Annotated in this window: 10 protein-coding genes; 9 read left to right on the forward strand and 1 reads right to left on the reverse strand. The window is 56.9% G+C overall.

Annotated elements, in window-relative coordinates:
- Positions 1–65: 65 nt before the first annotated feature.
- From csrD to tldD, 8 genes are all read left to right on the forward strand, one after another.
- Positions 66–2,006: an RNase E specificity factor CsrD gene (csrD, locus tag IM317_RS02200; RefSeq protein ID WP_033146768.1), complete on the forward strand. Its 1,941-nt coding sequence runs from the start codon at positions 66–68 to the stop codon at positions 2,004–2,006.
- A gap of 282 nt (positions 2,007–2,288) precedes the next feature.
- Positions 2,289–3,332, forward strand: coding sequence for a rod shape-determining protein MreB (gene mreB / locus IM317_RS02205; RefSeq protein WP_000913396.1), 1,044 nt, complete (start codon positions 2,289–2,291; stop codon positions 3,330–3,332).
- Positions 3,333–3,394: 62 nt separating this feature from the next.
- Positions 3,395–4,411 (forward strand): rod shape-determining protein MreC, encoded by a 1,017-nt coding sequence (gene mreC, locus IM317_RS02210; protein WP_033146767.1) that lies wholly within the window; start codon positions 3,395–3,397, stop codon positions 4,409–4,411.
- Positions 4,411–4,899 (forward strand): rod shape-determining protein MreD, encoded by a 489-nt coding sequence (mreD, locus tag IM317_RS02215; RefSeq protein ID WP_023309399.1) that lies wholly within the window; start codon positions 4,411–4,413, stop codon positions 4,897–4,899. Before mreC ends, mreD begins: the two co-directional genes overlap by 1 nt.
- A 9-nt stretch (positions 4,900–4,908) precedes the next feature.
- Positions 4,909–5,502, forward strand: a complete 594-nt coding sequence (locus IM317_RS02220) for a nucleoside triphosphate pyrophosphatase (protein ID WP_023309398.1) — start codon at positions 4,909–4,911, stop codon at positions 5,500–5,502.
- Positions 5,492–6,961 carry a ribonuclease G gene (rng, locus tag IM317_RS02225; RefSeq protein ID WP_010436156.1) on the forward strand — a complete coding sequence of 490 codons (1,470 nt, stop codon included), beginning with the start codon at positions 5,492–5,494 and terminating at the stop codon, positions 6,959–6,961. Before IM317_RS02220 ends, rng begins: the two co-directional genes overlap by 11 nt.
- 42 nt (positions 6,962–7,003) lie before the next feature.
- Positions 7,004–10,807, forward strand: a complete 3,804-nt coding sequence (gene yhdP / locus IM317_RS02230; RefSeq protein WP_033146766.1) for an AsmA2 domain-containing protein YhdP — start codon at positions 7,004–7,006, stop codon at positions 10,805–10,807.
- An 84-nt stretch (positions 10,808–10,891) separates the two neighbouring features.
- On the forward strand, positions 10,892–12,337 hold the full coding sequence (tldD, locus tag IM317_RS02235; protein WP_033146765.1) for a metalloprotease TldD: 1,446 nt from the start codon (positions 10,892–10,894) through the stop codon (positions 12,335–12,337).
- A 77-nt stretch (positions 12,338–12,414) separates the two neighbouring features.
- Here the strand turns inward: tldD and aaeR are convergent, their stop codons facing one another.
- Positions 12,415–13,341, reverse strand: coding sequence for an HTH-type transcriptional activator AaeR (gene aaeR / locus IM317_RS02240; RefSeq protein WP_023616809.1), 927 nt, complete (start codon positions 13,339–13,341; stop codon positions 12,415–12,417).
- 179 nt (positions 13,342–13,520) lie between these two features.
- Between aaeR and aaeX the strand changes: the two genes are divergently transcribed.
- Positions 13,521–13,724, forward strand: coding sequence for a p-hydroxybenzoic acid efflux pump operon protein AaeX (gene aaeX / locus IM317_RS02245; RefSeq protein ID WP_003860416.1), 204 nt, complete (start codon positions 13,521–13,523; stop codon positions 13,722–13,724).
- Positions 13,725–13,728 lie beyond the last annotated feature (4 nt).

The following is a 13,728-nucleotide window of genomic DNA, read 5'->3' on the forward strand; positions in this document are numbered from 1 at the left end:
GCCGCATTTGAAATGCAAGTTAGCGCTTACTCGCTACCCCATCAACCCACGGAGTAATCTCAAGGATGCGATTAACGACGAAGTTCTCAGCTTTTATCACCTTGCTGACGGGGCTTACCATTTTTGTCACGCTTCTGGGCTGTTCCCTGAGTTTTTACACCGCCATTCAGGACAAGCTGGTCAACCGGGTACAGTCTGTTGCCTCGGTGATTGATACGCGTCTGCTGACGACGCCCCTACCGGCGCTCTCCCGTGAGCTTGATGAGTTGATGGTACCTGTTGATATCGTTCAGATCGACATTCTGCAGGGAAAGCATCGTGTTTTAAGCCACGAACGACCGGGAAGCTATCGCCCCGCGGGCGTGGTAAGCCAGTATCGGGAAGTGACGGTGCATTCCCTTAAAAATCCGGGGATGACCATACACATGGTCTACCTCGATCCGATGGCCAGCTATTTCCGTTCCATGATGACCACCGCGCCGCTCACCGTCGCTGTTGCGTTTATCGTCCTGCTGATCTTTCTCGCGGTCCGCTGGCTGCGCCGCCAGCTTTCCGGTCAGGAGCTGCTGGAGATGCGCTCCGTGCGGATCCTGAACGGTGAACGCGGCCCGCAGGTGCGTGGCTCTGTTCACGAGTGGCCGTCACGCGCCAGCAGCGCGCTCGATACCCTGCTCTCCGAAATCCAGTTTGCCAGCGACCAGCGCAGCCGTATGGATACGCTGATCCGCTCTTATGCGGCGCAGGATAATAAAACTGGCCTTAACAACCGTCTTTTCTTTGATAATCAGCTCGCCACGCTGCTCGACGATTCAGAAAAAGTGGGGACTCACGGGGTGGTGATGATGATTCGTCTGCCCGATTTCGATCTCCTGCGCGACACCTGGGGACAGCGTGCCGCGGAAGAAAACCTCTTTACGCTGATCAACCTGCTCTCCACCTTTATTATGCGCTACCCGGGCGCGCTGCTGGCCCGCTATCACCGCAGCGACTTTGCCGTGCTGTTGCCTCACCGTACGCTGAAGGAATCCGAAAGCATCGCCAGCCAGCTGCTGAAGGCGGTAGATGCGCTGCCGCAGAGCAAAATGCTCGACAGGGACGATATGGTCCACATGGGGATCTGCGCCTGGCGTGGCGGACAATCGACTGAACAGGTGATGGAGCATGCGGAAGCCGCTACCCGCAACGCCGTGTTGCAGGGAGCCAACGGATGGGCGGTTTACGATGACTCGCTGCCGGAAAAAGGGCGCGGCAACGTGCGCTGGCGCACGCTGATTGAGCAAATGCTCAGCCGCGGCGGGCCACGTATTTATCAAAAACCCGCGGTCATGAAAAACGGCAACGTTCATCACCGTGAACTGATGTGTCGTATTTTTGACGGTACCGAAGAGGTCATCTCTGCGGAATATCTGCCGATGGTGCTGCAATTTGGCCTGTCCGAAGAGTATGACCGCCAGCAAATTACCCGGCTGATTCCGTTTTTATCCTTCTGGCCTGAAGAAAACCTGGCGTTACAGGTCACCGTGGAGTCGTTAATACGCCCACGTTTTCAGCGCTGGCTACGTGATACGTTAATGCAATGCGAAAAATCGCAACGTAAACACATTATTTTTGAACTTGCTGAGGCCGATGTAGGTCAACACATCAGCCGGTTACGTCCGGTGGTACGTTTGATCAATGCGCTCGGTGCTCGTATCGCTGTGACGCAGGCAGGTTTAACGCTGGTCAGCACCAGCTGGATCAAGGAGCTGGATGTGGAGTTATTAAAGCTACATCCGGGGCTGGTAAGGAATATTGAGAAGCGTACGGAAAACCAGCTGCTGGTACAGAGTCTGGTAGAAGCGTGCAAGGGTACGCGAACACAAGTATTCGCCACGGGCGTGCGCTCCAGAAGCGAATGGCAGATGTTAACAGCGCGCGGCGTGATGGGCGGTCAGGGGGATTTTTTTGCTGCCTCTCAACCGCTTGACACCAACGTGAAAAAATATTTGCAAAGATACTCTGTTTGACCTGCCGTTTACGCTGTTTTCACGTAGAATATCGCGCCTGTAGCTTTGAGTATGTCGAGCAAAAAGCCAGTGAACGACCTGTAACGGGTTACAAACGTCAGTGGGGAACGCTACTGTTTACTCAGCCCTGAGGGAATCAGGGGATGATTTTGTAACATCAGGAAACGTACTGCACAAATTTTCACCGTTGCAGATGATTTTTGCGCCTTGTCGCTGCTGCGTGTGGTTGGTAAAGTAAGCGGATTTTGTTTTCCGCCCCAGCTTTCAGGATTATCCCTTAGTATGTTGAAAAAATTTCGTGGCATGTTTTCCAATGACCTGTCCATTGACCTGGGTACCGCGAATACCCTTATTTATGTAAAAGGACAAGGCATCGTATTGAATGAGCCTTCCGTTGTGGCCATTCGTCAGGATCGTGCAGGCTCGCCGAAAAGCGTGGCCGCAGTGGGTCATGACGCGAAGCAGATGCTGGGTCGTACCCCTGGCAACATCGCCGCCATTCGCCCAATGAAAGACGGCGTTATCGCCGACTTCTTCGTGACTGAAAAAATGCTTCAGCACTTCATCAAGCAGGTTCACAGCAACAGCTTCATGCGTCCAAGCCCGCGTGTTCTGGTGTGTGTGCCGGTTGGCGCAACCCAGGTAGAGCGTCGCGCAATCCGTGAATCTGCCCAGGGTGCAGGTGCACGTGAAGTGTTCCTGATTGAAGAGCCAATGGCTGCGGCCATCGGTGCGGGCCTGCCTGTTTCCGAAGCTACCGGTTCTATGGTGGTGGATATCGGTGGTGGTACCACTGAAGTGGCCGTTATCTCTCTGAACGGCGTGGTGTACTCCTCTTCCGTACGTATCGGTGGTGACCGCTTCGATGAAGCCATCATTAATTATGTGCGCCGTAACTACGGCTCTCTGATTGGTGAAGCCACCGCAGAGCGTATCAAACACGAAATCGGCTCTGCGTATCCGGGCGATGAAGTGCGTGAGATCGAAGTGCGTGGCCGTAACCTGGCTGAAGGTGTTCCACGCGGTTTCACCCTGAACTCCAACGAAATTCTGGAAGCTCTGCAGGAACCACTGACGGGCATCGTGAGCGCGGTAATGGTTGCGCTGGAACAGTGTCCACCAGAGCTGGCATCCGATATCTCCGAGCGCGGTATGGTTCTGACCGGTGGTGGTGCGCTGCTGCGTAACCTCGACCGCCTGTTAATGGAAGAGACAGGTATTCCTGTCGTAGTTGCAGAAGATCCACTGACTTGCGTCGCCCGTGGTGGTGGCAAGGCGCTGGAAATGATCGACATGCACGGCGGCGATTTGTTCAGCGAAGAGTAGTCGAGTTTGAGAGGGTAGCAATTTGCTACCCTTTCTCTCTGACGCGAGAATACGCATAGCCTATGAAGCCAATTTTTAGCCGTGGCCCATCGCTACAGTTTCGCCTTATTCTGGCGGTTCTGGTTGCGCTTGGGGTCATTATTGCCGATAGCCGCCTCGGTACGTTCAGCCAGATCAGAACGTACATGGATACCGCCGTCAGTCCTTTCTACTTTGTTTCAAATGGTCCCCGTGAACTGCTCGACTCCGTTTCTCAAACGCTGTCTTCGCGCGACCAACTCGAACTCGAAAACCGGGCATTACGTCAGGAACTGCTGCTGAAAAACAGCGAACTGCTGATGCTGGGGCAATACAAGCAGGAGAACGCGCGTCTGCGTGAACTGCTCGGCTCGCCGCTGCGTCAGGATGAGCAGAAAATGGTCACGCAGGTGATTTCCACCGTGAACGACCCCTACAGCGATCAGGTTGTGATCGACAAAGGGAGCGTGAACGGGGTGTATGAAGGTCAGCCTGTTATCAGCGATAAAGGCGTTGTGGGCCAGGTTGTTGCCGTGGCTAAACTGACCAGCCGCGTGCTGCTGATTTGCGATGCCACGCATGCGCTGCCGATCCAGGTTCTGCGCAACGACATCCGCGTGATTGCGGCCGGTAACGGCTGTACGGACGACCTGCAGCTGGAACACCTGCCGGCTAACACGGATATCCGCGTGGGCGACGTGCTGGTGACGTCCGGCCTGGGTGGACGCTTCCCTGAAGGTTATCCGGTTGCGGTGGTCTCTTCGGTCAAGCTGGACACCCAGCGTGCCTATACCGTGATTCAGGCCCGTCCAACCGCCGGTTTGCAGCGTCTGCGCTATCTGCTGCTGCTGTGGGGCGCCGATCGTAACGGTTCTAATCCGATGACGCCTGAAGAGGTGCATCGCGTGGCGAACGAGCGCCTGATGCAGATGATGCCGCAGGTTCTCCCACCTGCGGATTCCATGGGGCCGCCTGCGCCAGTACCGGCGCCGGCAACCGGGTTAACGCAGCCGCTGCCGGATGCGCCGCCACCGCCTAAACTCTCTTCGGGAGGGCAGTAGTGGCAAGCTATCGTAGCCAGGGACGCTGGGTCATCTGGCTCTCGTTTCTCATTGCACTGTTACTGCAAGTGATGCCCTGGCCGGATGACATTCTCGTTTTCCGGCCAAACTGGGTATTACTCATTTTACTGTACTGGATCCTTGCCCTGCCGCATCGCGTAAATGTCGGCACAGGTTTCGTGATGGGTGCCATACTGGATCTCATTAGCGGCTCTACGCTTGGCGTGCGCGCCTTGTCCATGAGCATTATTGCGTACCTCGTCGCACTCAAATTCCAGCTCTTTCGTAACCTTGCGCTCTGGCAACAGGCCCTGGTAGTGATGCTATTGTCGCTCGCTGCGGATATCGTTGTTTTCTGGGCAGAGTTTTTAGTGATCAACGTCTCTTTCCGACCGGAAGTGTTCTGGAGTAGTGTAGTAAACGGTGTGCTCTGGCCTTGGTTATTCCTGCTGATGCGTAAGGTTCGCCAGCAGTTTGCTGTGCAATAAAAGGTTTCTATGACGTCTTTGTATCTCGCTTCCGGCTCCCCGCGCCGTCAGGAACTCCTGACGCAGCTAGGCGTCTCTTTTGAACGCATCGTTACCGGCATTGAAGAAAAACGTGCTGAGGGCGAAAGCGCTCAACAGTACGTGTCTCGCCTGGCGCGCGAGAAAGCGCAGGCGGGCGTGGCCAGTGTGCCACGCGATCTTCCCGTGCTGGGAGCAGATACCATCGTTATTCTGAACGGTGAAGTGCTTGAGAAACCGCGCGATGCCGATCATGCGGCGCGCATGCTGCACAAAATGTCCGGACAAACGCATCAGGTGATGACGGCCGTCGCCCTGGCTGACCGCCAGCACGTGCTGGATTGCCTGGTGGTGACCGAAGTGACGTTCAGAGTACTTACCGACGACGACATCGCCGCTTATATTGCCAGCGGTGAACCAATGGATAAAGCAGGTGCATACGGTATTCAGGGGCTGGGTGGCTGTTTTGTCAGGAAGATTAATGGCAGCTATCACGCCGTAGTCGGCTTACCGCTGGTGGAAACGTATGAGTTGCTGAGCAATTTTAACTCACTGCGTGAGGGAAGGGATAATTATGACGGCTGAATTGTTGGTAAACGTAACGCCATCGGAAACCCGTGTGGCCTATATTGATGGTGGCATTCTTCAGGAAATTCATATTGAGCGTGAAGCGCGGCGCGGAATAGTAGGCAATATCTACAAAGGTCGTGTCAGTCGTGTACTACCGGGTATGCAGGCGGCTTTTGTAGATATTGGACTGGATAAGGCGGCATTTTTACATGCCTCCGATATCATGCCGCACACCGAGTGCGTCGCGGGCGAAGAGCAAAAGCAGTTTGCCGTGCGCGATATTTCTGAACTGGTACGTCAGGGACAGGATCTGATGGTGCAGGTGGTGAAAGACCCCCTCGGTACCAAAGGCGCCCGTCTGACCACCGACATCACCTTACCTTCCCGCTATCTGGTCTTTATGCCCGGCGCGTCGCACGTGGGCGTTTCGCAGCGTATTGAGAGCGAAACCGAGCGCGAGCGTCTGAAGAAAGTGGTCAGCGCCTACTGCGATGAACAGGGTGGGTTTATCATCCGTACCGCTGCGGAAGGGATCAGCGAAGAAGACCTGGCGTCGGATGCGGCTTACCTGAAGCGCGTCTGGACAAAGGTGATGGAGCGTAAAAAACGCAACCAGACCCGCTACCAGCTCTACGGTGAGCTGGCCCTTGCTCAGCGCGTTCTGCGCGACTTTGCTGATGCCCAGCTCGACCGCATTCGCGTGGACTCGCGTCTGACCTATGAAGCGCTGCTGGAATTTACCGCTGAGTACATCCCGGAGATGCCTGGCCTGCTGGAGCATTATTCAGGGCGTCAGCCGATCTTCGATCTCTATGATGTCGAAAACGAGATCCAGCGCGCGCTGGAGCGTAAGGTCGAGCTGAAGTCCGGCGGCTATCTGATCATCGATCAGACCGAAGCGATGACCACCGTCGATATCAACACCGGCGCGTTTGTCGGCCATCGCAACCTCGATGACACCATCTTCAACACCAACATCGAAGCCACGCAGGCGATTGCGCGCCAGCTTCGTTTGCGCAATCTGGGCGGCATTATCATCATCGACTTCATCGATATGAGTAATGAAGACCATCGTCGCCGCGTGCTGCACTCGCTTGAGCAGGCGCTGAGCAAAGACCGCGTGAAAACCAGCATTAACGGCTTCTCGCAGCTGGGGCTGGTGGAAATGACGCGTAAGCGTACCCGCGAGAGCGTTGAGCATGTGCTGTGTAATGAATGCCCAACCTGCCATGGGCGCGGAACGGTAAAGACGGTTGAGACCGTCTGCTATGAAATTATGCGCGAAATCGTCCGTGTTCATCATGCCTACGACTCCGATCGTTTTCTGGTCTATGCTTCCCCTGCGGTGGCTGAAGCGCTGAAAGGCGAAGAGTCACACGCGCTGGCGGAAGTGGAAATCTTTGTCGGCAAACAGGTAAAAGTACAAATTGAACCGCTCTATAACCAGGAGCAGTTTGACGTCGTGATGATGTAAGACGCAGTACGCTGCGTGACGAAAGCTGACAAGGAGAGATGCGTGAGGCGATTGCCGGGGATTTTATTGCTTACAGGGGCAACGCTGGTCGTGATTGTCGCGTTGCTCGTGAGCGGGCTACGCCTCGTATTACCGCATCTGGACAGCTGGCGTCCGCAGCTGCTGGCTAAAATCGAATCCACCACCGGCGTGCCGGTGAACGTAAGCCAGATTAGCGCTAACTGGCAGAATTTTGGCCCGACGCTCGATGTCCGGGATATCAACGCCAGCCTCAAAGATGGCGGCCACCTGAAAATCAAACGCGTGACCCTGGCGCTGGACGTCTGGCAAAGCCTGCTGCATCTGCGCTGGCAGTTTCGCGATCTCACCTTTTATCAACTCCAGTTCCTGACCAATACGCCTCTGTCCGGCGGCGATAGCGGTCAGGGTCTGGAAGCCAACCGCTTCAGCGATCTTTTCCTCCGTCAGTTCGATCACTTCGATCTGCGCGACAGTGAAGTGAGCTTCATTACCCTTTCCGGCCAGCGCGCCGAACTGGCGATCCCTCAGCTGAGCTGGCTCAACGGTAAAGAACGTCACCGCGCTGAGGGGCAGGTCAATCTCTCAAGCCTGAACGGCCAGCACGGCGTGATGCAGGTGCGCATGGATCTGCGGGACGATGACGGCCTGTTAAACAACGGCAAAGTCTGGCTGCAGGCCGACGATGTTGACGTAAAGCCGTGGCTGGGCGACTGGCTCCAGCAAAATATGCAGCTGGAGACTGCCCGTTTCAGCCTTGAAGGCTGGCTGACCCTGACCAAAGGCGAATTTGCCAGCGGCGATATCTGGCTCAAGCAGGGGGGCGCCAGCTGGAAAGGCGAAAAACAGCAGCATCAGCTTTCCGTCGATAACCTCACCGCGCACGTGACCCAGGAGAAAGAGGGCTGGCAGTTTGCCATTCCGGATACGCGCATCACCATGGACGGCAAGCCGTGGCCGCGCGGTGCGCTGACGCTGGCCTGGATGCCGGAGCAGGACGTCGGCGGCACGGCCAGTAAACGCAGCGACGAGCTGCGCATCCGCGCCAGCAACCTCGATTTGGCGGCCATTGAAGGCCTGCGCTCGATGGCGGCAAAGCTCTCTCCGGACCTGGGCGAGATCTGGCTGGCAACGCAGCCGAGCGGGAAAATAGACGCTCTGGCTCTGGATATCCCGCTCCAGGCGACGGAAAAAACCCGCTTCCAGGCAACATGGAAAGATCTTGCCTGGAAGCAGTGGAAGCTGCTGCCGGGGGCGGAGCACTTTAGCGGCAAGCTGGAAGGCAGCGTGGAAAACGGCAGGCTAACGGTTGATATGCACGATGCCAAAATGCCTTACGAGACGGTCTTCCGCGCGCCGCTGGAAATCGAACAGGGCAGCGCGGTGCTTAACTGGCTCCGTAACGACAAGGGTTTCCAGCTTGATGGCCGCCATATCGATGTGAAAGCCAAAGCGGTGCACGCGCGCGGCGATTTCCGCTATCTGCAGCCTGAAGGCGATGAGCCGTGGCTGGGCATTCTGGCCGGGATCAGCACCGATGACGGCTCTCAGGCCTGGCGCTACTTCCCGGAAAACCTGATGGGAAAAGCCCTGGTGGACTATCTCAGCGGCGCGATTCAGGGCGGTCAGGCGGACAATGCCACGCTGGTGTACGGCGGTAACCCGCATCTTTTCCCGTACAAACATAATGAAGGCCAGTTCCAGGTGCTGGTGCCGCTGCATAACGCGACATTTGCGTTCCAGCCCGGCTGGCCCGCGCTGAAAGATCTGGATATCGAGCTCAACTTCCTCAATGACGGACTATGGATGAAGTCCGACAGCGTGGCGCTGGGCGGCGTGACGGCCAGCAACCTGACGGCCAACATCCCGGATTACTCCAAAGAGAAGCTGCTGATTGATGCCGACATCAATGGCCCGGGCAAAGCGGTGGGGCCGTACTTTGAGGAGACGCCCCTGAAAGATTCGCTGGCGGCGACGCTCCAGCAGCTACAGCTTGATGGCGATGTGAATGCTCGCTTACATCTTGATATCCCGCTGGACGGCGAGATGACCACCGCCAAAGGCGACGTCCGCCTTAAGAACAACAGCCTGTTCATCAAACCCCTTGAGAGCACGCTGAAAAATCTCAGCGGGCAGTTCAGCTTTGACAACGGAAACCTGAAGAGCGAGCCGCTTACGGCCAGCTGGTTTAATCAGCCCGTTAATATCGACTTCACGACCACCGAGGGTGAAAAGGCTTATCAGGTAGCCGTCAATCTGGACGGTAACTGGCAGCCAGCGCGCATGGAGGTCCTGCCGAAACCCATTGAGGCGTCAGTGCAGGGCGCAGTCGCCTGGCAGGGTAAAGTGGCAATTGACCTGCCTTATCACGCGGGCGCCCAGTATAAGGTCGACATCACGGGCGATCTGAAAAACCTTCAGAGCCAGCTGCCTGCGCCGCTGGATAAACAGGCCGGACAGCCGCTGCCGGTAAAGCTGAACGTCGATGGCAACCTGAACAGCTTCGCGCTGACCGGAAGCGCGGGCGGGACAAACCACTTCAACAGCCGCTGGCTGCTTAACCGCAAGCTCACCCTCGACAAAGCCATCTGGACAACGGATAGCCGCTCCACGCCGCCTCTGCCGGAGCAGTCGGGCATTGAGCTGAATCTCCCGCCGATGGACGGTGCAGAGTGGCTGGCGCTGTTCCAGAAAGGTGTTGGGCAAAACGTTGATGAAACCGCCCAGTTCCCGCAGGCCATTACCGTACGCACGCCGTCGCTGATGCTGGGCGGGCAGCAGTGGAACAACCTGAGCATTGTCTCGCAGCCTGGCGCTAACGGCACGAAGGTGGAGGCCCAGGGCAGAGAGATCAACGGTACGCTGACCATGCGCAATCACGCGCCGTGGCAGGCGGCGATCCGCTACCTCTACTACAACCCGGCAAGCGCCGCGAGCGGGAAAGATAAACCGGCAGAGGCGTCGCCGCTGAGTAATGTCTCCCGCGTCGATTTTAGCGGCTGGCCCGATCTCCAGCTGCGCTGCGCGGAGTGCTGGCTGTGGGGGCAGAAATATGGCCGTATTGACGGTGATTTCACTATTCAGGCCAACACGCTTACGCTCTCCGGCGGCCTGGTTGATACCGGTTTTGGCCGCATGACGGCCGCAGGGGAATGGGTGAATAACCCGGGCGAGCAGCGAACTTCCCTGAAGGGCGACATTAAAGGCAACAAGCTGGATGCGGCAGCCAATTTCTTTGGAATCAGCACGCCGCTGCGCGGCTCGTCGTTTGACGTCGATTACGATCTTCACTGGCGTGACGCTCCGTGGAAGCCGGATGAGGCCTCGCTGAACGGCATTCTGAAAACCCGCTTCGGCAAAGGTGAAATTGCCGACGTGAGCACGGGGCGCGCCGGGCAGATCCTGCGCCTGCTGAGTTTTGATGCGCTGCTGCGCAAGCTGCGCTTCGATTTCAGCGATACCTTCAGCGAAGGTTTCTACTACGATTCCATCCGCAGCACGGCGTGGATCAAGGACGGTGTTCTGCATACGGACGACACGTTGGTGGATGGCCTGGAAGCGGATATCGCCATGAAAGGCTCCGTTAACCTCGTGCGACGCGAGCTGGATATGGAAGCCGTGGTGGCGCCGGAAATTTCCGCGAGCGTGGGCGTGGCGGCGGCCTTTGTGGTGAACCCGATTGTCGGTGCGGCAGTGTTTGCCGCCAGCAAAGTGCTGGGGCCGCTGTGGAGCAAGGTCTCCATTCTGCGCTACCGCATTACCGGTCCGGTAGATAAACCGCAGATTAACGAGGTGCTGCGCCAGCCGCGCAAAGATGCACAGCAATGATTTGACGTGGGCAGGTAATTGCCTCACTCTCAATAAATACGATCTTTATACCGCCACGGGCGGCAACGAACGAGTAGCAATACGATGAGTCTGAACCTGGTAAGTGAACATTTGCTCGCAGCGAACGGCCTGAGCCATCAGGACCTGTTCTCCATTCTTGGTCAACTGACCGAACGCCGTCTCGACTACGGCGACCTTTATTTCCAGTCGAGCTATCACGAATCCTGGGTTTTAGAAGACAGCATCATCAAAGATGGCTCCTACAACATTGACCAGGGCGTCGGCGTCCGTGCCGTCAGCGGCGAGAAAACCGGGTTTGCCTATGCCGATCAGATTAGCCTTGCCGCACTCGAGCAGAGCGCGCAGGCCGCGCGTACCATTGTGCGTGATACCGGTGATGGTCGCGTGAAAACCCTGGGAGAAGTGCAGCACTCTGCGCTCTATACCAGCATCGATCCGCTGCAGAGCATGAGCCGTGAAGAGAAGCTGGATATCCTGCGTCGCGTGGACAAAGTCGCCCGCGCGGCGGACAAACGCGTGCAGGAAGTTTCTGCCAGCCTGAGCGGCGTGTATGAGTTGATTCTGGTTGCGGCAACGGACGGTACCCTTGCGGCAGACGTTCGCCCGCTGGTGCGCCTCTCTATCAGCGTGCAGGTCGATGACGACGGCAAACGCGAGCGCGGCTCAAGCGGCGGCGGCGGTCGTTTCGGCTATGACTGGTTCCTGGGCGACGTTGACGGTGAAGCACGCGCCGACGCGTGGGCGAAAGAAGCCGTGCGCATGGCGCTGGTGAATCTTAATGCCGTCGCGGCGCCGGCGGGCTCATTCCCGGTGGTGCTGGGCGCCGGCTGGCCGGGCGTGCTGTTACACGAAGCCGTAGGCCACGGCCTGGAAGGCGACTTTAACCGTCGCGGGACGTCCGTGTTCAGCGGTCAAATCGGGCAGCTTGTCTCCTCTGAGCTGTGCACCGTGGTGGATGACGGCACCATGTGCGATCGTCGCGGCTCGGTGGCTATCGACGATGAAGGTACGCCAGGGCAGTACAATGTGCTGATCGAAAACGGCGTGCTGAAAGGCTACATGCAGGACAAACTCAACGCGCGCCTGATGGGCGTCGCGCCGACGGGCAACGGACGCCGTGAATCTTACGCGCATCTGCCGATGCCGCGCATGACCAACACGTACATGCTGCCGGGCAAATCCACGCCGCAGGAGATTATCGAATCCGTTGATTACGGTATCTTTGCGCCAAACTTTGGCGGCGGCCAGGTGGACATTACCTCCGGTAAGTTTGTTTTCTCCACGTCAGAAGCGTATCTGATCGAGAAAGGCAAAGTGACCAAAGCGGTGAAGGGTGCGACGCTGATTGGCTCCGGCATTGAAGCCATGCAGCAGATCTCAATGGTCGGTAACGATCTGAAGCTGGATAACGGCGTGGGCGTCTGCGGTAAAGAGGGCCAGAGCCTGCCGGTTGGCGTGGGCCAGCCAACGCTGAAGGTGGACAACCTGACGGTGGGCGGCACGGCGTAATTTCCTGACCCTCTCCCCAAAGGGGAGAGGGAACTGCTCCACGCTTTCTTTTCTCCCTCCTCCTTTTGGAAAAAGGCCTACTCTTTCCTTCTCCCCCGCATCCCCTGAAACAGCTCCGCCACGTCCACAAAATATTCGGTCAGATAGTTAATACACACCTGAACCTTGAGCGGGAGTTTGTCTTTTTCGGTATACAGGGCGTACACCGGTCGCGGATCGGACTGGTAGCGCGGGAAGAGGATCTCCAGCACGCCGCTGTTGATCTCGTTGATCACCCACATTAACGGCACGTAGGCGATCCCGGCGCCGGCCACCAGCCAGCGTGAAATCGTCATCGGATCGTTAGTGACAAACCGCCCTTCCGGCAGCAGTTTGGTAGAAATCCCTTCCGGGGCAATCAGCTCAAATTCATTATCGGGCCGCACGCTGTACTCCAGCCACGAGTGGTTGGTGAGATCGGCGGGCTTCTCCGGAACGCCGTACTGCGCCAGATAGCTTTTCGAGGCGCAGACCACCATCGGCATGCTGCCCAGCCGTCGCGAGAACAGGCTGGAATCCTGCAACGCGCCGACGCGGATCACCACGTCCAGCCCGTCGGCAATCAGATCCGGCGCCGGGATACCCGTCACCAGATTGACCGTAAGACCGGGGTACTCTTTCAGCATATCCGCCGTCATGGCAGCGAGAACATTTTGTGCCATAGTTGAAGAACACCCGATGCGCAGCGTGCCGATGGGGGTGTTGTTGAAGGCATAGAGCTGTTCGTGAACATCCTGCACTTCAAGCAGCATACGGCGACAGCCCTGATAGTAAATTTTACCCGCTTCCGTCAGCCCAATGCTGCGGGTACTGCGGTTGAGCAGCTTGACCTGAAGCTCATCTTCCAGTTTGGACACCGTCTGGCTGATGGATGAGACGCTCATCTGAAGCTGGCGTGCAGCGGCGGTAAAAGAGCCCAGCTCAACCACTTTGGCGAAGACCGACATGCGTTTTAAACGTTCCATTGTTCACTCTGGCTTAAAAGTGATTTAGATCACATATTATAGATAACAGCATAACAGTTACGTTAATATATTATTAATTACATAATGGCTGCGCCATTCTCGCCCGGCGTTTCTTGCTCTCCTGCGGTGGCGTGCGCTAAAAAATTCTGAAGCCTGCACTCTCTCTTATCAAGGTCAACATGAGTCTGTTTCCCGTTATCGTGGTGTTCGGTCTGTCGTTCCCACCGATATTTTTCGAGCTTCTTTTATCACTGGCGATCTTCTGGCTGGTGCGCAAGGTGCTGGTCCCTACCGGGATCTACGATTTCGTCTGGCACCCTGCATTGTTCAATACCGCGCTGTATTGCTGCCTGTTTTATCTGATATCGCGCATGTTTGTCTGAGGTT

This window comes from Enterobacter cloacae complex sp. S3, from assembly GCF_014930495.1.
GTDB classification, from domain to species: Bacteria; Pseudomonadota; Gammaproteobacteria; order Enterobacterales; family Enterobacteriaceae; genus Enterobacter; species Enterobacter asburiae_B.